Annotated in this window: 18 protein-coding genes; 6 read left to right on the top strand and 12 right to left on the bottom strand. The window is 64.9% G+C overall.

Going from position 1 to position 21,822, the window contains the following annotated elements; all coding sequences use genetic code 11:
- Positions 1 to 64 precede the first annotated feature (64 nt).
- Genes tsaB through R0382_RS12560 form a run of 3 tightly spaced genes read left to right on the top strand, consistent with a single transcriptional unit; the run spans position 65 to position 2,045 of the window.
- Entirely contained in the window at positions 65 to 745 is a 681-nt protein-coding gene (tsaB, locus tag R0382_RS12570; RefSeq protein ID WP_432719945.1) for a tRNA (adenosine(37)-N6)-threonylcarbamoyltransferase complex dimerization subunit type 1 TsaB, read from the top strand.
- On the top strand, positions 742 to 1,188 hold the full coding sequence (gene rimI / locus R0382_RS12565) for a ribosomal protein S18-alanine N-acetyltransferase (protein WP_432719944.1): 447 nt from the start codon (positions 742 to 744) through the stop codon (positions 1,186 to 1,188). Before tsaB ends, rimI begins: the two co-directional genes overlap by 4 nt.
- The gene (locus tag R0382_RS12560; RefSeq protein WP_432719943.1) at positions 1,185 to 2,045 is read left to right on the top strand and encodes a uracil-DNA glycosylase family protein; all 861 of its coding nucleotides are present in this window, start codon (positions 1,185 to 1,187) and stop codon (positions 2,043 to 2,045) included. Before rimI ends, R0382_RS12560 begins: the two co-directional genes overlap by 4 nt.
- An 86-nt stretch (positions 2,046 to 2,131) precedes the next feature.
- Here R0382_RS12560 and R0382_RS12555 read toward each other — a convergent pair whose 3' ends face one another.
- The 5 genes from R0382_RS12555 to R0382_RS12535 form a co-directional block, all read right to left on the bottom strand.
- A complete protein-coding gene (locus tag R0382_RS12555) occupies positions 2,132 to 2,764 on the bottom strand; it encodes a peptidoglycan DD-metalloendopeptidase family protein (protein ID WP_432719942.1) in 633 nt (210 codons plus the stop codon).
- Positions 2,765 to 2,902: 138 nt separating this feature from the next.
- Positions 2,903 to 4,426 carry an MDR family MFS transporter gene (locus tag R0382_RS12550; protein WP_432719940.1) on the bottom strand — a complete coding sequence of 508 codons (1,524 nt, stop codon included), beginning with the start codon at positions 4,424 to 4,426 and terminating at the stop codon, positions 2,903 to 2,905.
- A gap of 41 nt (positions 4,427 to 4,467) precedes the next feature.
- Positions 4,468 to 4,899: a MarR family winged helix-turn-helix transcriptional regulator gene (locus R0382_RS12545; RefSeq protein ID WP_432719939.1), complete on the bottom strand. Its 432-nt coding sequence runs from the start codon at positions 4,897 to 4,899 to the stop codon at positions 4,468 to 4,470.
- A 178-nt stretch (positions 4,900 to 5,077) separates the two neighbouring features.
- The gene (locus R0382_RS12540) at positions 5,078 to 5,584 is read right to left on the bottom strand and encodes a DUF934 domain-containing protein (RefSeq protein ID WP_432719937.1); all 507 of its coding nucleotides are present in this window, start codon (positions 5,582 to 5,584) and stop codon (positions 5,078 to 5,080) included.
- The gene (locus tag R0382_RS12535) at positions 5,577 to 7,268 is read right to left on the bottom strand and encodes a nitrite/sulfite reductase (RefSeq protein ID WP_432719936.1); all 1,692 of its coding nucleotides are present in this window, start codon (positions 7,266 to 7,268) and stop codon (positions 5,577 to 5,579) included. Before R0382_RS12535 ends, R0382_RS12540 begins: the two co-directional genes overlap by 8 nt.
- A gap of 309 nt (positions 7,269 to 7,577) precedes the next feature.
- Between R0382_RS12535 and pepN the strand changes: the two genes are divergently transcribed.
- The gene (gene pepN, locus R0382_RS12530; RefSeq protein WP_432719935.1) at positions 7,578 to 10,214 is read left to right on the top strand and encodes an aminopeptidase N; all 2,637 of its coding nucleotides are present in this window, start codon (positions 7,578 to 7,580) and stop codon (positions 10,212 to 10,214) included.
- A gap of 56 nt (positions 10,215 to 10,270) precedes the next feature.
- A complete protein-coding gene (locus R0382_RS12525) occupies positions 10,271 to 11,212 on the top strand; it encodes an NADP-dependent oxidoreductase (protein WP_432719934.1) in 942 nt (313 codons plus the stop codon).
- A 22-nt stretch (positions 11,213 to 11,234) separates the two neighbouring features.
- Here the strand turns inward: R0382_RS12525 and R0382_RS12520 are convergent, their stop codons facing one another.
- The 5 genes from R0382_RS12520 to R0382_RS12500 all read right to left on the bottom strand — a co-directional run bounded on the left by R0382_RS12520 (position 11,235) and on the right by R0382_RS12500 (position 18,949).
- Positions 11,235 to 12,881 (bottom strand): EAL domain-containing protein, encoded by a 1,647-nt coding sequence (locus R0382_RS12520; RefSeq protein ID WP_432719933.1) that lies wholly within the window; start codon positions 12,879 to 12,881, stop codon positions 11,235 to 11,237.
- Positions 12,881 to 15,424, bottom strand: coding sequence for a LuxR C-terminal-related transcriptional regulator (locus R0382_RS12515; RefSeq protein ID WP_432719932.1), 2,544 nt, complete (start codon positions 15,422 to 15,424; stop codon positions 12,881 to 12,883). The genes R0382_RS12520 and R0382_RS12515 overlap by 1 nt, the downstream gene beginning before the upstream one ends.
- Positions 15,425 to 15,471: 47 nt before the next feature.
- Positions 15,472 to 17,091, bottom strand: a complete 1,620-nt coding sequence (locus R0382_RS12510) for a methyl-accepting chemotaxis protein (RefSeq protein WP_432719931.1) — start codon at positions 17,089 to 17,091, stop codon at positions 15,472 to 15,474.
- Positions 17,092 to 17,695: 604 nt separating this feature from the next.
- Complete coding sequence (locus R0382_RS12505) at positions 17,696 to 18,481, bottom strand: dioxygenase family protein (RefSeq protein ID WP_432719930.1); 786 nt, start codon at positions 18,479 to 18,481, stop codon at positions 17,696 to 17,698.
- 60 nt (positions 18,482 to 18,541) lie between these two features.
- Entirely contained in the window at positions 18,542 to 18,949 is a 408-nt protein-coding gene (locus R0382_RS12500) for a DoxX family protein (protein ID WP_308429676.1), read from the bottom strand.
- A 183-nt stretch (positions 18,950 to 19,132) separates the two neighbouring features.
- On the opposite strand from R0382_RS12500, the gene R0382_RS12495 reads away from it, so the two are divergent.
- The gene (locus R0382_RS12495) at positions 19,133 to 20,041 is read left to right on the top strand and encodes a LysR family transcriptional regulator (protein WP_432719928.1); all 909 of its coding nucleotides are present in this window, start codon (positions 19,133 to 19,135) and stop codon (positions 20,039 to 20,041) included.
- A 50-nt stretch (positions 20,042 to 20,091) separates the two neighbouring features.
- Here R0382_RS12495 and ycaC read toward each other — a convergent pair whose 3' ends face one another.
- Entirely contained in the window at positions 20,092 to 20,718 is a 627-nt protein-coding gene (gene ycaC, locus R0382_RS12490; RefSeq protein WP_432719927.1) for an isochorismate family cysteine hydrolase YcaC, read from the bottom strand.
- Positions 20,719 to 20,838: 120 nt separating this feature from the next.
- Positions 20,839 to 21,720: a pirin family protein gene (locus tag R0382_RS12485; protein WP_432719925.1), complete on the bottom strand. Its 882-nt coding sequence runs from the start codon at positions 21,718 to 21,720 to the stop codon at positions 20,839 to 20,841.
- Positions 21,721 to 21,822: the final 102 nt, after the last annotated feature.

The following is a 21,822-nucleotide window of genomic DNA, read 5'->3' as shown; positions in this document are numbered from 1 at the left end:
AAGCACCACGATGCGGCGTCCGCTGCGTGATAAAATGGCCGCCTGTTTCTGCACGGCTTGCCGCATGGCCTACCTCGCCCTCGATACCTCCACCGAACACTTGTCTCTCGCGCTGTCGCACAACGGCGGCGTGATTGCGCACGACTGGCACGTTGGCCAGCGCCATGCCGAGCAGACCTTGCCGCGGCTTGAAGCGCTGCTGGCCGAGGCCGGCGTGGCTCGCGCCGATCTAGAAGGCATCGCCTTCGGCATGGGACCGGGTTCGTTTACCGGTTTGCGTATCGGCTGCGGCATTGCCCAAGGGCTGGGCTTCGGCCTGGGAGTTCCGGTCATCGGCGTTTCGACGCTGGAAGCGCTGGCGCAAGGCGCTGGTGCCGATCGGGTGATCGCCTGTCTCGATGCCCGGATGCAGCAGGTCTACGTCGCCCGCTACCTGCGCGATGGCGCGGGCTGGCGCGAAGACGGCGAAGCGCTGGTCTGCAACCCCGATGCGGTACCCGTTCCGCCTGACGCCGGCTGGGTCGGCGTCGGCAGCGGCTTTGCCGCCTATGCCGACGTGCTGGCCGCGCGGCTTGGCGACCGGCTCGCCGCCACCGAAGCCGAGCGTTTTCCGCTGGCGCGTGATGTGCTGGCGCTGGCCTTGCCGCGCTTTGCCGCTGGCCTTGGCCGCCCGGCACACGAGGCGACCTTGGTCTATCTGCGCGACAAGGTCGCGCTGAAAACCCACGAGCGCCCCGCCAAGTGACGTTGCGCCCGCTTGTTGCCGACGACCTTGATGCACTGGTGGCGCTCGACGCCGCGACCAACCCGCATCCATGGTCGGCCGGACTGTGGCGCGACGCCCTGGTGCGCGATCACGGCGTCGGTCTGCTCGACGACGACGGCCAACTGATCGGCTTCACCGTCAGCAGCCGCGTGCTCGATGAAGCCGAACTGCAGCTGATCGCCGTTTCACCGGCCCGGCAGCGTCGCGGCCTTGGTCGGCTGCTATTGAATACCTTGCTGAGCGAATTGCGCGGCGACGGCCTTGCCCGGCTGCTGCTTGAAGTCCGCGCCGGCAATACCGGTGCGCAGGCCTTGTATGCCGGCTGCGGCGGCGACGTCGTCGGCCGGCGCAAGGGCTATTACGATCACGGCCGCGAGGATGCGCTGCTGTACACCTTCACGCTGGGCGGAGACGCACAATGAGCCGCCGCGCACTCGACGAACTGGGCCTCGGGCCGATCTGGATCCGCCGCGACCAGCTTGCGGCGCTGGCCTACGACGCCGAAGCGGAAGAAAACGACGCCACACCTGCGGCACGTTCGGCGCAAGGGGCGCGGCCGGCGGCCGTGGCCTTGTCCGGCGCGTCGACCAAGCCTGCGGCCAAGGCCAGCCGTGCGCCGGTCGTCGTCATTCCCGACGCACGCACCCGTGCCACGCCGCAGGAAACGGCCCAGCCGGAAGAAAGCGCGCGCAGCCGCGAGATCGCCGCGATGGACTGGGAAACGCTCGATGCATCGATCCGGGGCTGTACCGCCTGTGCGCTGTGCGAGAGCCGCACCCAGGCGGTGCCGGGCGTCGGCGACCGGACGGCGCGGCTGCTGATCGTCGGCGAAGCGCCGGGCGCCGAAGAGGACAAGCGCGGCGAGCCCTTTGTCGGCGCGGCCGGCAAGCTGCTCGACAATATGCTGGCGGCCATCAACGAAAAACGTGGCGACGGCGTCTATATCGCCAATGTGCTCAAGTGCCGGCCGCCGGGCAATCGCAATCCGCAGCCGGCCGAAGTCGCCGAATGCGCGCCGTATCTGGCGCGGCAGATCGCGCTGATCCAGCCGGCGGTGATCTTCGCCATCGGCCGCTTCGCGATCCAGACCCTGCTGCAGACCGACGCGCCGATCAGCGCGCTGCGCGGCAAAGTCCACCGGCACGGCGAGATTCCGGTGGTCGTCGGCTATCACCCGGCCTACCTGCTGCGCAATCTGCCCGACAAGGCCAAGGCCTGGCAGGATCTGCTGCTGCTTAGCGATCAGCTCGCATCGGCAAACCGCGTCAGCCACGCCTGATCTGCTCGGACACGGCCCTTATTCGGCAAGACCAACAGCCCCTTCAACGCGATGGGAGACCGGAAGTCGCCCCTTCCCGGAGGATCTCAGCGTGAGGGCAGATAGGGCGTCGGATCGACGGCCTTGCCGTCGACGCGAGCCTCGAAATGCACCCGATCGCTCGGTACACCGGCCGTACCACCGGCCCTGGCGATCACCTGCCCCGCCTGAACGCTGGCGCCGTCCTTGACCAGCAGATCGCGGTTGTAGGCATACACGGTAATCACCCGGGCGTTGTGCTTGATCACGATCAGGTTGCCATAGGCGCGGATGCCGCCGCCCACGTAGACGACCTTGCCCGCCGCGGCGGCCTTGACCGGTTCGCCCGGCTGTACCGCCAGTGCCACGCCCTTCATCGTGCTGCCGTTATAGCGCGCGACCACCTGCCCCGGTACCGGCCACGCCAGCTGCATATCGACTGCCGGCTTGCTCGGTGCCGGACTGGGCTTGCTGCCGGTCGATGAACCGGTATGCGATCCACCCGGCGGCGCCACCCGCAGCAATTGTCCGGTCTGTATATCGTTGCCATCGAGCTTGTTCCAGCGCTTGATCTCGGCCACGTTGCGGCCGTTCTTGCTGGCAATGCGCCACAGCGTATCCCCCTGGGCGACGCGATAAAAACCAGCCGGCGCAGGGCCGGCATCGGGCGTGCCGGCGCAGGCGGTGAGCAAGAGCGCCACAAGCAGCGGCGCCACACGAAGAAGTGAAGTCAAAGGAAGCATATTGCGAATCTTACCGTTTCCCTGCATCAGGCCGCCGTGATCGACTTGGTCTTGCCAAATGCAGCGAAATCGGCCCAGCCCGGTGCCGGGATGCGTTCAATGTGCCGGCTCCTGCGCCGGCCGGGTCTTGACCACAAAAGGCGGCAAGCCGCGTGCAACCAAATAACTGAGCACGATGACGACGATGCAGGCAAAGAACGCCAGGTGAATACCGCTGACCAGCGACTGCCTTGCTCCATCAAGCAATACTGCGGCATCCAGCCCGTGGCTGGCCGCCAACTGCCCCAGCTGGACCTGATCCTGCACCCGCACCAGCAGCTGCGGGCTCTCGAACAAGTGGGTAATTTCGGGGGAATGGACATCGGCCAATACACCGGAGACCTGCTCGCGGTAGCGCAAATCGACCGCCAGTCCAGCGGCGCTGGCACCGATCATGCTGCCGAGCATCCGCATCATCTGGATCAGCGCCGATGCGACGCCAACGTCGGCCCGGACCACGGCGGACTGTACCTGCAGCGTCAGATTGGGCAACTGGAATCCAAGGCTCAAACCGCAAACCGCGAAGCCCAGCGCCATCAGCCAGTGCGGCGTGGCGTCATTCAGCGTGGCCAGCAGCGCAGCGCCGAACATCAGCACCAGCAAACCCCAGGAAATCAGCTTCTCCGGATGCGGCAAACGCGGCACCAGCCGGCCGTTGATGATGCTGCCGATGGTGATGCTGACCAGCAGCGGCGTCACCAGCACCCCGGCCGTTTTCGGCGACAGGCCGAAACCGCCCTGCAGCAGCAGCGGCGCATAGAAAATCAGCACGAACATCACCAGGCCGGTAAGGAAGCCGAGCGCGCACAGCTGTCGCACCGCTTTTTCAGCGAACAAGCGCGGCGGAATGATCGGCGCGCGACTGCGCAACTGATGGCGCACGAACAGCCAGCAGATCAGCACGGTGCCGGCGATCATCGTCCAAAGCCAAGGATTGGCGAGGCCCATCGTACCGAAGCGTTCGGTCGTGTTCAGGATCGCGCAAAAACCGGCCGCCAGCAGCGCGGCGCCAAGCCAGTCGATCGTACGGTCATCCGAATCGTGGTGAACCACATGCGGCAGGAAACGCCACACCACCGGCAGCGCCAGCAGGCCGATCGGCAGATTGACGTAGAACACGCTGCGCCAACCCAGATGTTCGGTCAGCCAGCCGCCCAGCGCCGGCCCCATCGCCGTGGCAATGCCGAACGACGCCGACAGCATCGCCTGCCAGCGCACTTTTTGCATCGGATCGGGGAACAGATCGCTGACCGAGGCAAACGCGGCGCCGGCGAGCATGCCACCGCCAACGCCCTGCAGGGCACGCGCCAGTACCAGCTGCAGCATGCTCTGCGCCATGCCGCACAGTACCGACGCCAGCGTGAACACCACAATGGCCACCAGCACGAAGGGCTTGCGGCCATACAGATCGCCAAGCCGACCGGTGATCGCAATCATCACCGCGTTCGTCATCAGATAGGCCGAGGCCACCCACGGATACAGCGCATAACCCTGCAGCTCGGCCACGACCCGCGGCAAGGCCGTACCCACCACCGTCTGATCGAGTGCGATCAGCATCATCACCAGACAGATGCCGCTCATCGCAGCAATCGATTCCCACTTTGAACGCGAAGCTGACACGGCTAGGCGTTACCAAACGGTGACGGCAGCACCCGAGTCAGATGGACCATGGCGCGCAGGACGTCGCTCTGCCCGTCGTCCTGCAGGCGGTCGAGCACCTGGCGGGCGTGCGCGTCGAACATGGCGCCGATCTGGCGTGCATGCACCTCGCCGGCCTCGGTCAGCACGAGGATATTGCTGCGCCGGTCCTGCGGGTTCGGCGTGCGCTCGACCCAGCCCGTTTCGACCAGTTGGTCGACCATGCGGCTGATCCAGCTTTTCTCGAAGTTGAGCAACCGCCCCAGCGTCGACTGGGTCATCGGGCCATAGCGGTACATCATTTCGACAATGCGGCTGTGCGGTCTCAGCTTGAGTTCGGCAAGCTGGTCACGTTCTTCAGCCATGAAGCGGTAGACCAACTCCCGGAGCTGGCGCGCGTCCTTATCCTGTTTCATATCCGGCTCTCCAACGGCGGCAATAATCTGAATGTAATCTGCACGGTTGCGATATGCAACGAAATGTCATCGCAAACGTCTAGCAACAGTTTCAGATGGCAACGGCATCAAGTTGTTCCCACAACCCGGCAAAGAAAAAAGGCGCACCGAGGTGCGCCCTTATGCGATACGCGTCCGTTCAGCCCGTCTGGCGGCGGCGGAACAAGGGCATCGGTTGCGCCACGCTGCTCTGATACGACTCGGTGAAGTCGTCTAGCCCCTTCAGCGCCTCGGCGATGTCCTTGTCGTCACGAATCACGAAGGCATTGAAGCCGCAGCGGGTCAGGTAATTCAGCGTGTCCTTGAACACGTCACCAAACGCACGCAACTCGCCCTTGAAACCGTAGCGCTCGCGCAGCAAGCGGCCGGTCGAGAAGCCGCGGCCGTCGGTAAACGCCGGGAATTCGACAGCGATCAGCGACAGGCTGGCCGCATCGGCACCGAGCGATTCCGGCTCGTCACTGGCGGCAAACCAGACGCCGACGTCACCACGCGCGCTCAGTTCGGTCTTCTGCGCCAGATACTGCGCCAACGGCACGATCACGGTGCCGCTGACCGGCACGGCAGCAAAGGCGCCGTCGTCGCTGTTGCGCAGCAAAGTCGCGCTGTCGTCAACAATCTGTCGGTCAAGGATCAGCTTAGGCATCGGCGACCTCCTTCGGTGCGCGGACATTCGGCTTGCCGGCGTAGACCTTGGTCTTGAACGGCTCCATGCCGATCCGGTCGAACACGTCGATAAACGGCTCTTCGCCTTCGCGCGCAGCGACGAAGACATTGATGATCTTCTCGATCACCTCGGGCATTTCGTCCTGTGCGAACGACGGGCCGATGACCTTGCCGATGCTGGCACTGACGCCCTGACGGCCGCCAAGCGACACCTGGTACCACTCGGAACCGTTCTTGTCGACGCCGAGGATGCCGATGTTGCCGACGTGGTGATGACCACAGGCGTTCATGCAGCCCGACATGTTCAGATCGATTTCGCCGAGGTCGTACAGATAGTCGAGATTGTCGAAGCGATCCTGGATCGCCAGCGCGATCGGAATCGACTTGGCATTGGCGAGCGAGCAGAAATCGCCGCCCGGGCAGCAGACGACGTCGGTCAACAAACCGACGGTCGGCGATGCCAGCTTCAGCGCCTTCAGTTCGTCCCACAGCGCCACGAGGTCGGCCTGCTTCACGTACGGCAGGATCAGGTTCTGCTCGTGGCTGGCGCGCAATTCGCCCAGCGAGTACTTGTCGGCCAGATCGGCAATCGCGTCGAGCTGGTCGCCGCTGACATCGCCGGGCGCGACGCCCGGGTGCTTCAGCGACAAGGTCACACAGGCGTAGCCGGGCTGCTTGTGCGCGAACACATTGCGCTCGACCCAGCGGCCGAAGCCCTTGTTGTCCTGGCGCGCGGCGACGAAGCCGGCGTCGTCACCGGCGAACGACTCGTAGGCCGGCGCGGTGAAAAACTTCGACACGCGGTCGATTTCGGACTGCGTCAACGTCATCGGGCCATCTTTCAGATGCACCCATTCCTGCTCGACCTTGGCGCCGAACGCTTCGGGCGTCATCGCCTTGACGAGGATCTTGATGCGCGCCTTGTACTTGTTGTCGCGGCGGCCGTAGCGGTTGTACACGCGCAGCACGGCATCCAGATACGACAGCAGGTGCACCGGCTCGAGCCACGGCTTGATCAGGGCGCCGATGATCGGCGTGCGGCCAAGGCCACCGCCGACGTAGATCTGGAAGCCGATTTCGCCGGCTTCGTTCTTGATCACGTTGATGCCGATATCGTGGACCAGGATCGCGGCGCGGTCGTCGACGGCACCGTTGACGGCGATCTTGAACTTGCGCGGCAGGTGGGCGAATTCCGGATGGAAGGTGCTCCACTCGCGGATGATTTCACACCACGGGCGCGGATCGACGATCTCGTCGTGAGCGACGCCGGCAAACTGGTCGGTCGTGGTGTTGCGGATACAGTTGCCCGAGGTCTGGATGGCGTGCATCTGCACCGTCGCCAGATCGGCGAGGATCTGCGGCACGTCTTCAAGCTTGGGCCAGTTGTACTGGATGTTCTGGCGCGTGGTGAAGTGGCCGTAGTCGCGGTCATAGGTCCGGGCGATCTTCGCGAGCACGCGCACCTGGCGGCTGGCCAGTTCGCCGTAGGGCACGGCGACGCGCAGCATCGGCGCATGGCGCTGGATGTAAAGGCCATTCTGCAGGCGCAGCGGACGGAATTCATCTTCGGTCAGCTCGCCCGCGAGGTAGCGGCGCGTCTGATCACGGAACTGCGCAACGCGCTGATCCACGATTTTCTGGTCGAGTTCGTCGTAAACGTACATCGCAATCCTAAGGCGGCGAAAGGAGTACGAGCGGTGCGAAAGTGCAGAAATAACATATACGCGCACGCGCCCATGAGGCAGGAACTATACCAGTTGCTGGCATATGAGCTGAATTACTGAGTTTTTATAAGTTGCAATGATTTGGCTATATAAGTGGCTAGCGGCACGGAACTGCCCGCATCCGGTCAGCCTCAAACCGCGACGTTCACCCAGGATTCGCCGCATCCGGCATTGCTGCAATTGTGAGTCCCCGATCCCGGCGGTAAGCTGACGCCACATGTACTAAATCATTCAAGAAGAACGCCCGCCATGTCCCTGCCGCGCCAAGCCATCCGTCGTCTCGACTACACCGCCCCCGCCTACCTGATCGATCGCGTCGACCTGAGCTTCGAGCTCGACGACACCGCGACGCGCGTCACCAGCCGGCTCGTCCTGCAGCGCAACGCCGGCACCCCGGCCGACGCGCCGCTGGTGCTCGACGGCGAGGCGCTCGAACTCGAAGCCATCAAGCTCGACGGCACGCCGCTGACCGCGGCCGACTACACCCTGAGCGAGACCGCGCTGACGATCCCGGCGATGCCCGACACGGCCATTCTCGAAATCGTCACCAGGATCAATCCGCAGGCGAATACCGCGCTGTCGGGCCTGTACCAGTCGAGCGGCAATTTCATCACCCAGTGCGAGGCCGAGGGCTTCCGGCGCATCACCTTCTACCTCGACCGCCCGGACGTGATGGCCAAGTTCACCACGACCATCATCGCCGACAAGACCAAATACCCGGTGTTGTTGTCGAACGGCAACCGCGTCGGCGAAGGCACGCTCGACCGCAACCGCCACTGGGTCAAATGGGTCGATCCGTTCAAGAAACCGGCCTATCTGTTCGCGCTGGTCGCCGGGCGTTTTGTCTTGGTCAGCGGCCAGCACACCACGCCGTCGGGCCGCAATGTCGCGATCGAAATCTACGTCGAACCGGGCAACGCCGACCGCTGCCACCACGCGCTCGAGGCAGCGCAGAAGGCGATGGCGTGGGACGAGCAGCGCTTCGGCCTCGAGTATGACCTTGACGCCTACATGATCGTCGCAACCAACGATTTCAATATGGGCGCGATGGAGAACAAGGGCCTGAACGTCTTCAACAGCAAATTCGTGCTGGCCAAACCGGAAACCGCAACCGATGCCGACTTCGACGGCATCGAATCGGTCGTCGCCCACGAATACTTCCACAACTGGACCGGCAACCGCGTGACCTGCCGCGACTGGTTCCAGCTGTCGCTGAAGGAAGGCCTGACCGTGTATCGCGACCAGGAATTTTCCAGCGACCTCGGCAGCCGCGCGGTGCAGCGGATCCAGAACGTCCGCGGCTTGCGTGAATACCAGTTTGCCGAGGATGCCGGCCCACAGGCGCATCCGGTCCGCCCGGACGAGTATCAGGAAATCAACAATTTCTACACCTGGACCGTGTACGAGAAGGGGTCCGAGGTCGTGCGGATGTACGCGACGCTGCTCGGCACCGACGGTTTCCGCAAGGGCATGGATCTGTACTTCAAGCGCCACGACGGTCAGGCCGTCAGTTGCGATGATTTCCGCGCCGCAATGGCCGACGCCAACGGCGTCGACCTCGAACAGTTCGGCCGCTGGTACAGCCAGGCCGGCACGCCGGTGCTCGACGTCGAAGGCGTCTACGACGACCAGGCGCAAACGTACACGCTGACGGTGACGCAATCGTGCCCGCCGACGCCGGGCCAGGACGTCAAACAGCCGTTCCACATTCCGCTGGCACTGGGTCTGCTGGATCGCCGCGGCCAGGAACTGCCGCTGCAGCTGGCCGGTGAAATCGCCGCAGCGGGCACGAGCCGCGTGCTCGCCTTGCGCGAGCCGACGCAGACGTTCACCTTCGTGGATGTCCCCTGCCACCCGGTACCGTCGCTGCTGCGTGACTTCTCGGCGCCGGTGAAGCTCCGCTATCCGTACAGCGACGACGACCTCGTGTTCCTGATGGCGCACGACAACGACGCCTTCGCACGCTGGGAAGCGGCCAACCAGTACGCGACGCAGCTGCTGCTGCAACGCTACCGCGATGGCGAAACCGATACGCCGGCGCCGGAAAAATTCGTCGCAGCGATGGCCGCGGCACTGAGCAACCCACGGCTCGACCCGGCGCTGGCCGCGCTGATGCTGACGCTGCCGAGCGAGGCCGCGCTGTTCGAGGCGCTGTCGGACGTCGACCCGCAAAAGCTGTGTGCCGTTCGCCAGGGCTTGAAGGAGGCGCTGGCACGCAGCCTGCGTCCGCAATTCCTGACGCTCTTCCAGCAGCTCAACGACGGCGCGCCCTACCGCTACGACGGCGTCGCCGTTGCCGATCGCGCGCTGAAAAACGTCTGCCTCGACTATCTGGCCGAACTCGACGAACCGCTGACCGCCGAGCTGCTCGCCAACCAGTACCGCCACGCCGACAACATGACCGACCGGCTCGCCGCGCTGAAGGCGCTGGCGCAGCGCGACGACGGCGAGCCCTATGTCGCCGACTTCGGCAACGTCTGGCAGGACGATCCGCTGGTGCTGGACAAATGGTTTGCCCTGCAGGCGACCAGCCGCCGCCCGGGCGCGCAGTCGCAAGTCCAGGCCTTGATGAGCCACCCGGCGTTCTCGATCAAGAACCCGAACAAGGTCCGCGCGCTGATCGGCGCGTTCTGCCAGCAGAACCTGCAACACTTCCACGCGCTCGACGGTTACGGCTACGCCTTCGCCGCCGACCGCATCATCGAACTCGACAAACTCAACCCGCAGATCGCCGCCCGCATGGCCTCGTGCTTCAACCGCTGGACCCGGCTGGAACCGGTGCGCCGGGCGCTGATGCGCGCCGAGCTCGAACGCATCACCCGCGAACCGGGCCTGTCCGGCGACACCTTCGAAATCGCCAGCAAGGCCTTGAGCGCAGGCACCTGATTGGTGCACTAGACTCACCGGACCCCGCAGTATCCCGCTCAGAACAGGAGAACGATGTGAAGGCCATCCGCATCCACCGCTACGGCGGTCCGGAAGTCCTGCAACTCGACGACGTGCCGGTCCCCGTCGCCGGCGACGATGAACTGCTGGTCCGGGTCAAGGCCGCCGGCGTCAACCCGGCCGACTGGAAAATCCGCGAAGGCCGGCTCGCCGACCGTCTGGCGCACACACTGCCGCTGACGCTGGGCTGGGATGTCGCCGGCGTCGTCGAGGCCGTCGGTGCCTCGGTCACCGACTTCAAGCCCGGCGACGCCATCTACGCCCTCCCCGACGTCTCGCGTAACGGCTGCTACGCCGAATACGTGGTGATGCGCGCCAGCGACGCGGCGCACAAGCCGCCGACCGTGTCGTTCGTCGAGGCTGCTGGCGTACCGGTGTCAGCGTTGACGGCCTGGAAGGCGCTGTTCGACGAGGCCGGCCTGCAAGCCGGCCAGCGCGTGCTGATTCATGCCGGTGCGGGCGGCGTCGGCGGTTTCGGCATCCAGCTGGCCAAGCACGCCGGCGCGCACGTGATCGCGACCGCGTCGACCGAAAACTTCGCCTTGCTGCGGCTGCTCGGCGCCGACGATGTCGTCGATTACACCCGCGAGAACTTCATCGTCCGCGCGCCGGACGTCGACGTCGTGTTCGACACCATCGGCGGCGACACGCAGGATCGTTCGTGGGCCTGCCTCAAACCCGGCGGCGTACTGGTATCGGTCGTGTCGGAGCCGGATGTGGAAACCGCGCAGCAGCACCGGGCGCGCGGCGCACTGGTGGTCGTCCGGCCCGACGGCCCCCGTTTGGCCGAACTCGCCCGCCTGATCGACGCCGGCATCGTCACCGTCGTCATCGACGACGTCTACCCGCTCGACGCCGCGCGTGAAGCGCACGAGCATAGCGAAACCGGCCACGCACGCGGCAAGATCGTGCTGCAGGTTTCAGGCGAAGCGGACTGAGCCGGCCGGCAGATGTCGGGGATCAGCGTGCGCATGGCAGCGCGATTTCATTCACGCGCTGCAGCTCCTCGCACGCCGAAACACTGAGATTGCAGGCGTTGCGGCACACCGCGCAGTGCCTGGCCTGTTGCTGCCAGGCGCTGATCGACACCGGCCTGCCGAAGTAATACCCCTGCGCGGTGCTGACCTTGCGCTGGTTCAGATACGCCAGCTGAACCGGCGTCTCGACCTTCTCGACCACGACCTTCAGGTCGAGGCTCGACGCCATGCCGAGCACGCCATCGAGCACGCTCTCGACTTCGCGACTCTTGCCGACCCCGTCGAGAAACAGCCCGTCGATCTTCACGTAGTCGAAGTGAAACCGATGCAGATAGCCGAGTGAGCTGTATTCGGCGCCGAAGTCGTCAAGCGCGATCTGGATGCCGCCGTCACGCAGGCGGCCAAACACGGCATTGACCCGCTCGGTTTGCGAAATCGCGACAAAGCCGCGTTCGGTCACTTCGATCACCGGCTGCAGACCGTGCTCCTGCAATATCCGTCCCCAGCCCTCGACGCTGGCGAACAGCACTTCGTCGTCGAGCGCCTCGTGCGGCAGATTCAGCGCCACCCGGGTTCCGGGCGGCAGCGCCAATGCCGGCAGATCGGCCAGCACTTGCGCAATCAGCGAACGGGTCAGCGCGGTGATCATGCCGTTGGCCTCCGCCTGCGCAATGAAGAGATCGGGCGGCACGAAGCTGCCGTCCTGCAATGGCCAGCGCGCCAGCACCTCGACCCCGGCCAGCGTCTGTGCCGGCAAGTCGAACAGCGGCTGGTAGTACGGCACGATGACCTTCCCCGCCACGGCCTTGCGCAGCGCGCGATTGAAAGCGCGCGCCTGGCTGGTGAAACGACGCGACAATCCGAACAGCAGCCACAAGGCGCCGATCGCGATCACGTTCCACGTCACGACACTGTCGCGGATGTACAGCCACCACAAGGTGTCGCCCGCTTCGACGTAGACCTGCGCGTTGCCGGGAACCGGCACGCTGATCCAGGCGTTGTAGAAAGGCGGCAGATGCGTGCCATCCTGCAGATCGGACCGCAGATAAGTGCCCCTGATCCGCAGCACGACCTGCCGGTAACGCGCCGGATCCTGCGCGCGCAACAGGTCGAAGAAGTACTCGGCCTGCATGACGCTCAGCACGTTGTGGCCGTCGGCATACGGATAAAACGCCAGCAGCCCCGGGCTGCCGAGATTCAGCGGAGAAGCCCCCAGGAAATCGTCGCCGGCCAGCAGCTGGCCCAGCATGCCGTCGACCTGGGCCTGCGCCGTCCCCGGCAACGACGTGCAAACCAGCGCGGCACCATCCAGCACATTGACCCCTTTGACATAGGGCATGCGATCAGCCAGGTTGCCGAGCGCTTTCGTAAACTCGGCGTCACACGGCGCCGCCTGCGGCAAGCGCTCCAGCCATCGCTGGTGCACCCCGTCGGCCAGCGCACGCGACTGGGCCAGCGCGACACTCACCCGCTGTGACAAGGCCGTCGCGACGCCGGTCAGCTCCTGCTGTACGCTGTGCTGCGCAAACCGGTACAGCGCCACGTTGATCGCCACCATCGCGACGACGCCAACCAGTGCCTGCAGCAGCCGGCGCTTCGCCTCGTAGGCACTTGAGCGTGAAACAGGCATCAAAGCTGGCCCAGTCTGCGGCACTTGTCGACAGCGCCGACCCGATTGCCGACGCCGAGCTTGGCGTAGATGCCGCTCAGATACCATTTCACCGTCTGCATCGCCAGGCAGAGCCGTTCGGCCACCTGTTCGTTGGTCAATCCTTCGGCGACCAGCCGGAGGATTTCCAGTTCGCGCTCGCTCAGCGCGACGCCGGACACTGGCGGTGACGTCTGTCCGCGCGCGCTCAGTATCCGGTCCGCATGCGCCAGCTCGGTCGCGGTCAGGATGCCGCCGTGCGTGCGCAGGCTGGCCAGCAGCGCGATCAACGCCGCCCCTTCGTCGAGGAAGGAGCTGACCGTGCCGTTGACGGCCGCCAGCTGCAAGGCCTCGCGCAAGGTGTTGATGGCCCGATCCCGCTGCCCCGAACACAAATGCCCGACCGCCAGCAGCAGCAACAGCTTCATCCGCCGCCAGGACCGGCCGATCAGCGCCGTGTCCGCCAGCAGCAGCTCAAGCCGCTGCATCGCCCTCGCCCGGTATTGCTCGCCGGCATGCAGCATCAACCGCAGCACTTCGACGCCGGCGCCTTCGAGCTCCTCGCTCGGGTGGACGAACACCGGCGTGTCGGGCCAGTCGGCATCGTCGAGCAGATCGGCGACGAAGGCACGCAGCCGCAACGCGTCCTGCGTCACGATGGCAATGCGGGCCATCTCGAAACCGATCCGCCGCTGCACGGCGCGGTCTTGCCCGAACCGGTCGGCCAGTCGCTCGAGCACCAGCAAGGCCGGCCCCGCCCCCTTGTCGAACAGCGTCAGACGCGCGTCGATCAGGCCGGCCAGCAACGTCGACAGCACCGACGGCGAGCCTTTTTGCAGCCGTTGATAACGGTCCAGCCAGTCACGCGCCAGGCCGTACTGGCCCAGTTCGTACATCAGTTGCAACCGGTAGCCGACACAGAACACATGCATGCTGCCGGCCAGCGTCCGTGCATCGCGCTGCCGGAGCATGTCGTCGGCGTTGCCGAGCACGTCCAGCGCCTGCTGCAGATCGCCGCCACTGGCCAGCATGGCTGCTTCGAGGAAATGCGACGTAAAAAGTCCCTGCTGATTGCCGACTTCCCGGTGGATGCGCTTGGCCTGCACTACCGAGGTAGCGGCCTCGGCCAGTTCCCCCTGACTGATCTGGATCATCGCCAAAAGGTTGTAGATGCGACCACGGTTCATGTCACCGACGCTTTCGAGCATCGGCATCAGCGCCCCGATGCCCTGCAGGATGACGGTGTAGTCGGGCTGCAGGTATTCGGTCAGGACCAGTTCCTGCAGATTGATGGTTTGCTCGACGAGCGGATCACACATGCCACGCATATTCGTTTTCATTTCACTCAAGACGTGCAGCGCCCGTTGCGCCGCGCCGCCAAAAAACAGACCCCAGACATAAGTGACACTCAGGCCGATGTCAGCGCGCAGCCGAGCGGGCGGCAATGCCTCGCACCAGTCGACCACTTGCTGGAAATGCGCGCGAAACAGCAGGCTTTGCGCCAGCGCCGGCAAGTAATGCATGACTTCGTCCCAGGCCTGCGCCGCCAGCAGTTGCCCGACAGCCGCCTCGACCTCGCCCTGCGCAATGAACCAGTCGGCCGCGCGCCGTCGCCATTGCACCAGTGCCGGCAGCGGCTGCGCGTGGGTCAGCGCGGGCGCATACGCCACCAGTACCGGATGAACGCGGTAGCGCGCATCGCCCAGTGCGTCGACCGGCAGACCGTGCTGCACCAGTTGTGCCAGCCGCAACGTGCTGTCGTCGCGCCCGTACAGCGCATCGCACAGCGGCGCCGACGCATCGCCCAGCGGCGCAATGCCGGCAAGCAGCCGACGGTCGTCGTCACTGCCGGAGGCCAGCACCTCGTCGTCCAGATAGCGGCCGACACGCCGGTGGAAGACGGCCGAGTTCAGCACATCGCCCGCGCTCGCCTCGCCCGCATCCAGGCTTAGCCGCAGCAAGGCGAGGATGGCCGGCCAGCCGCCCGTTGCCCGTTCCCAGCGCGAGATTTCGGCATGGCTGGGCATCGGCGCCCCCCTGCACAACTGCATGACCTCGTCCCAGCCCATCCTCAGCGTTGACGGGCCGACCTCGACCAGCGCACCGGCCATGCGCAGATGTTCCAGCGCATGCGGCGTGAAGCAGCGGGTCGCCAGCACCAGCGTGACCGACGGCGGCAACACATCCAGCACCGCCCGCAGCCACCGCCCCTCACAGGCCGCCGGCAAGCGTTCGAGCGCATCGACGAACAGCAGCAAGGGCCGGTCGGCGTGTCCGCCGATCTGCGCCAGCACCGATCGCGTAGCGTGCGCCGGACGCCGGTCGCCCGGCTCCAGCGCCAGCCACTGGCACTGCTCGGGGCCGAGCGCGTGGTACAGCTGCAGCAAGGCGCAGCTTTTGCCGAAGCCGGCCGGCGCATGCAGCACCAGCACCCGGCAGGACGACAACGTTGCAGCAAGCGTTGCCATCAACGCCGGCCGTGGAATCAGGCCGGTTCGGGCCGGCGGAGGGGCGGTAGCCAGCATCTGTCATCTCCAGTCACACCCCGGACGCGATTGCGCCCGGCGCCATGTCAGACCTTGTAACGCGCCACCACGCCCAGCAATTCCTGGCTGTAGTCGTGCAGTTGTCCGCCGACTTCCGCCGTGCCTTGCGCATTGGCGCTGGTCTCTTCGGTCATCTGGGCGACCTTCTCGATTTCCTGCGCCATGCTGTTGCTCGCCATGCTCTGCTCACGCATCGCATCCGAGATGTCATTGACGCTCGACAGCACCGCTTGCGCGCTGTCCTTGATCTGCGCCACCACTTCGCCGGCCGACGTCACATGGCTCACGCCGGCGGCGACTTCTTCCACGGTAAGCCGGATCGCGGTGACCGTGTGCTGCGCCTCGTCCTGAATCTGTTCGATGGTCCGGGCGATCTCCTGCGTCGACACCGCCGTCCGTTCGGCCAGCTTGCGCACCTCGTCGGCGACCACGGCAAAGCCACGCCCGACATCCCCCGCCCTCGCCGCCTCGATGGCCGCGTTCAGCGCCAGCAGATTGGTCTGCTCGGCAATTTCCTTGATCGCCGTGACCACGGTGCTGATGTTCACGGCTTTTTGCGACAGCGACTCGACCTGCTGCGCCGTCATATTGGCGCGCTCGGCAATCCGGTCGACCTTGCGGATCGCGTCGGTGATCGCCATGCCGCCGGTTGCGGCCAGATCGCCGGCCTGCTGCGCCAGCACGCGCGTCTCCTGCGAGCGTTCGGCCACATGGGCAATGCTGACGGTAACTTCCTCGACCGCCGCCGCCATCGCCGACGACGAGCTGCTGACCATTTCGTTGGCGGACGACAGCTCCCGGGTATTGGTCGCCAGTTCCGAGGCACGCAGGCCGACGTTGTGGCTGACCCCGGCAATCGTGCCCAGACTCTGCTGAACGATGGTCAACAGCTTGTTGAGTATCGTCGCCGTTGCACCGATTTCGTCCCTTGAACCGGCAGCAAAGCGCCGGGAGAAATCGAGCGTACTGCCGATTTCCGTCGTTTCACGCTGCAGCCGATTCAGCGAATTCGAAATGCTGCGCGAAATCACATAGCCGATCACCAGCAACGCCACACAGCCGGCGATGCCGATCGTGATCACCGTGGTGTAGAGCGCCCGGATGTCCGCAGCGACTTCGGTGCTGCGCCGGTTGCCCAGATCGACGTTGAACTGAACCAGATCGGAGATAGCGGCAAAAACCTTGTCGGCCACCGGCGACGTCACCTTGCGGACGAAATCGATCTGTACGTCATTCCCTTCCAGGGTCAGCAGCTGGTCGGTCAGCGACACCCATTTGGCCTGCACTTCCATCACCACCTTGAACCGCTGCCGGTCGCGCTCCTTGATGTCCGGCGCATCGAGTTCGATCGCCTTGTCGTAGTTCTGCAAAGACTTGGCCAGACGCGCCCGCGCCGCCAGCAGGTCTTCCCTGGCGGCTTTCTTGTCCTGCGGCGAAACCGAAGCCCACAGCAGCGCCAGACGCCGTGCCTCGGCGAAGTCCTGATTGATCTGCGGCACGGTGGCCAGCGTCGGCACGATATTGCTCGTAATGTCATAAGCATCGTCCTTGACCAACGACACCCGCCAGAACATCGTCGCCAGCAGAAGGGCGAAGGTTGCAATACCGACGGCATTCAGCAACACCAGTTTGGTCGATATTTTCATAGCGCCGCCCCGGCGCGAAGCGCCCGTTGTACTACGCCATTGGCTCCAGTTTTCATGCGTCTCTCCATTCCCTGTTTTTTGTAAGAAAACACAACGGCATTTGAAAATGGCGACCGGTTCTTTGTGTTAATTACATCGCCATATCATCGGCCGGAGAATAGTGAAGGCGGGATGTCCCAACAATGTCGATTCGCGCAGTTGTTGACGAAGATCAAGGCGCGACAATGTCATTTGCGTATACCACCCGAACGGGTGGTGAAAATATTAGCGTTTTATGGTTTTCAGGATGGCGCGCCAATGAGATGCATAGAGCCGGACGCACATAACCAACACATTAAATAATAAAATCAGTTACTTAACATAAAATCGTGGATGAGTTCATGCGGTAAGCATCAGCATGCCAATACGCATGGACGCCACATCCGCCGGCCAGAAAATCGCGTAAATACTGCTTACCCGGCCATTGGCAGTGATCAGATCAGCCTGTGCGCCCTGCCAGCCGACGTGACGCCGCGGCCCTTTCGCCGGCCAAAACAAAGCCGGCGCCAATGGGCGCCGGCCGGATATCAGGACAGGTCCGCCGGTACCGGGCGGGAAAATGCTTTCACCGATTGAAACCGTATACATCCATTGCCAGCATGCGTTCGGTCACACCGTCGTAATGGCGCAGCGCACGAATGCCTGGCCCGGCAGCGCCGAGTGCGACATACAGCGGCAACAGGTGCTCCTCGGTCGGATGGGCGCGTTCGGCATCGGGCGCCTGACGGCGGTAGTCGAGCAAGGCGTCGAGGTCGGCGGCCGACAGCTTGGCGTGCATCCAGTCCTGGAACGCCTGGACATACGGCAGCGGCGGCTCGCCGTCGTGGCCGGGTTCGAACTCGTACAGATTGTGCGTCAGGCTGCCCGATGCGATCAGCAACACGTCGTCCGGCAACACGGTAGCCAGCAGCTGGCCAAGCCGGTAATGCCAGGCCGGATCCTGCCGCGGGTTGATCGATAGCGGTACGACCGGCACATCGGCGGCCGGGTAGAACGATTTCAGCGGCACCCAGCCACCGTGGTCGAGCCCGCGCTGCGGATCAAGCTGCACCGGCCAGCCGGCGGCCTCCAGCCCTTGCGCCAGTTGCTGCGCCAGCGCCGGATCACCCTGCGTGTCGTAACGCTGCTGGTACAGCGCAGCCGGAAAACCGTAGAAATCGTGGATGGTGTCGTGCGTCGGCGCCGAACCGATCGTGGTGATCGCCGCACTGTGGTGTGCCGAAACCATGACGACGGCGCGCGGCGGCGGCAGATGGCGGGCGATGCCGGCCCACGCCTCGCCGGTGTGACCGGGATCGAGCGCCAGCATCGGCGAACCGTGCGAGACATAGAAAGTGGGCAGACGGGTCATCGTCATTCTCCTGGCACGACACCGGACGGCCGTCGGCCATCCGGGTTCGGGTTAGTGGATTTACTTGCTGGCCGGGCTCTTCACGAGGGCCAGCTTGCCGTCGCCGAGCAGCGCCAGCACGGCCGCAGCCACGGTCAGGAACACCGGGTATTCCCAGCCGCCGTTCGGATTGCTGAACGACCAGCCGTTGCCGAAGTGGACCGTTGATGCACCGGCGAGCAGCAGCGTCAGCGGCACGGCAACCAGACGCGGCATCACGCCGAGGATCAGCAAGGCACCGCCGCCGATTTCGGCAAACGTCGTCGGGTAGGCCAGCCAGCCGGGAAAGCCGACCGAGGCAAAGAACTGCGCGGTGCCCGGCAAGGTGAAGACCAGCAGCTTGGTGAAGCCGTGGGCAAGGAACATCACGCCGAGAGCAAGGCGCAGCAGCAGTGCGGCATAGGGGGCGGTACGTTGGTCGATCATCATGGGTCTCCGGTCGGTGTGGGCAGCCTGTCTGTGCAGGCGGTTCGGCGTATGCCGCTTCAGTGCTGCCAATTTAGTCCCGGACCGGATCAGGATAAATATGCGAGTATGTGATTAATAATCCCGAAATTCGCAATAATCTAGCCTGCCACTCCTCGGAGCACCATCATCGACCGCTTTGCCGCCATGCAGGTGTTTACCGCCATCGTCGACGCTGGCAGTTTCGTCCGCGCCGCCGAACGGCTCGACCAGTCGACCACCGCCGTTTCACGCCAGCTGGCCGAACTCGAAGCACATCTGGGCGTGCGGCTGCTGCAGCGCACCACGCGGACGATGTCACTGACCGAGGCCGGCCGGCTCTATTACACCCAGTGCGTGTCGTTGCTGGCCGAGCTGGCAGAAACGGAGGCTGCGGTCAGCTCGGCGAGCCAGATCGCCAGCGGGCTGCTGCGGGTCAACGCGCCGGTTTCATTCGCGATCCGCCATCTGGCACCGCTGCTACCGCGGTTTCGCAAGCTGCAGCCGCAGGTCGGCATCGAACTGGCGGTCAACGATCGCGTCGTCGACCTGGTCGACGAAGGCTTTGATCTGGCCTTGCGCATCGGCCGCCAATCGGTTGCCTCGACGCTGATCGCGCGGCAGCTGGCGACGATCCACGTTGTCGTCTGCGCCTCACCCGACTACCTCGCCCGCCACGGCACGCCGATGACGCCGCACGACCTCGGTCGCCACCAGTGCCTCGGCTACAGCTATACCGATCGCGGTGCGAGCTGGGAATTCGCAGGCACGCCGCCGCTGAACATCGACGTCAACGGCTTCCTGCGCGCCAACAATGGCGACGTCCTGGTCGAAGCGGCGATCGCCGGTGCCGGGCTGATCGCCCAGCCGACCTTTCTGGTCGGCGACGCGCTGCGCGACGGCCGGCTGGTGCGCGTGCTGGCCGACCATGCCCTGCCCGACTACACCGCGTGGGCGGTCTATCCGAGCCGGCGCTTCCTGTCGGCCAAGGTGCGCAGCTTCGTCGATTATCTCGCCACGGCCTGGGGCGACACGCCGCCATGGGACGCCGGCCTGCCCGGGCTGAAGCGGCCATAGCGCTGGGCCGACCTGCATCACGCAGACCGGCCCAGCGCTTGCTTCGACCTTTACTTCGGCGCTTTCACCGTCGTGTAGGCGGTGATCAGGTTGCGGTAGTCGGGGATGTGGTTCGAAAACAGCGTGCCGAGGCCTTCGACGTCATTGCGCCAGTCGCGGTGCAGCTCGCACGCGACGCCGAACCACGTCATCAGATGGGCGCCGGCGGCGGACATCCTGTCCCACGCCGAATGGCGCGTCACCTCGTTGAAGGTGCCCGAAGCGTCGGTGACGACAAAGACCTCGAAGCCTTCAGCGAGTGCCGAGAGCGCCGGAAAAGCGACGCAGACCTCGGTGACGACCCCGGCGATGATCAGTTGCTTCCTGCCGGTTGCCTTGATCGCGTTGACGAAGTCTTCGTTGTCCCAGGCGTTGATCTGGCCCGGACGCGGAATGAATGGTGCATCGGCGAAAATCTGCTTGAGCTCCGGTACCAGCGGGCCGTTCGGGCCGTCTTCGAAGCTCGTCGTCAGGATGGTCGGCAGCTTGAAGTACTTGGCGAGGTCGGCCAGCGCCAGGACGTTGTTCTTGAACTTGTCCGGATCGATGTCGCGGACCAGCGACAACAGGCCGGCCTGGTGGTCGACGAGCAGCACGGCGGCCTGGTCTTTGTCCAAGCGGACATAGGGTTGGGTCATGGGGTTCTCCAGTTGGCCGGCGCGAAACGTCGGCAAGGGTCGGGGCGCGGACGCCCTGCGATGATCGGCAGTCCGACAGCGCGCGCTCGGGAGCGCACGGTGCCGGATCACCGGACAGAATCAGCCGGCAGGCATCCGGCCAAAATGGCCGCTATTGAAATCCGCCACCGCCTGCGCGATCTCGGCGTCGCTGTTCATGACGAAGGGCCCGTAGCCGACGATCGGTTCGTCGATCGGCTCGCCGCTCAGCAACAGCAGCACCGCATCGGTATTGGCCTCGAGCACGATCTCGCCGGCGGCGCGATCGAACAGCACCAGCTGCGCCTCGCGGACGATTTCGCTACCGTTGACCTCGACCGTGCCGCGCAGTACCACCAGCGCGGTATTGCGGCCGGCCGCGATGCTCAGTGTCGTCGCCTTGCCGGCGCCGAGCCGCAGATCCCAGACGTCGATCGGCGTGAACGTGTGCGCCGGGCCCTTGTGATGCCCCGCACCATCGCCGTATTCGCCGGCGATCACCCGCAAGGTGCCGGCGCCATCGGCCAGCGCCACCGCCGGGATATCGCGGTCGACGATGCCCTGATACGCGGGCGCGGCCAGTTTGTCCTTTGCCGGCAGGTTGACCCACAGCTGCACCATTTCGAGCAAACCGCCATCACGGCTGAACGCTTCGGAATGGAACTCCTCGTGCAGGATGCCCGACGCCGCGGTCATCCATTGCACGTCTCCCGGACCGATCACGCCGCCGTTGCCGGCCGAATCGCGGTGCGCCACTTCGCCGCTGTAGACGATGGTCACGGTCTCGAAGCCGCGGTGCGGATGCTGGCCGACGCCGCGCTGCCTGGTCGTCGGGGTGAAATCGGCCGGGCCGGCGTAGTCGAGTAGCAGAAAGGGACTCAGGTGCTTGCCGAGCGTGTCGTACGAAAACAGCGAGCGAACCGGGAATCCGTCGCCGACCCAGTGCGGCCGCGGCGCGCTGTAAACACCGGTGATCTTTTTCATCGTCTTGCTCCAGTTCGTGGCCCCGATCGGGACCCAACGTCATGGCTAAACGATAAGACTGGAACGATATCGGCGGTAGACGCGATAAAATCACCTCATTGT

The sequence above is a fragment of the Jeongeupia wiesaeckerbachi genome, assembly GCF_050916355.1.
Taxonomy (GTDB): Bacteria; Pseudomonadota; Gammaproteobacteria; order Burkholderiales; family Chitinibacteraceae; genus Jeongeupia; species Jeongeupia wiesaeckerbachi.
This window is presented reverse-complemented; position numbering and strand designations above follow the sequence as displayed.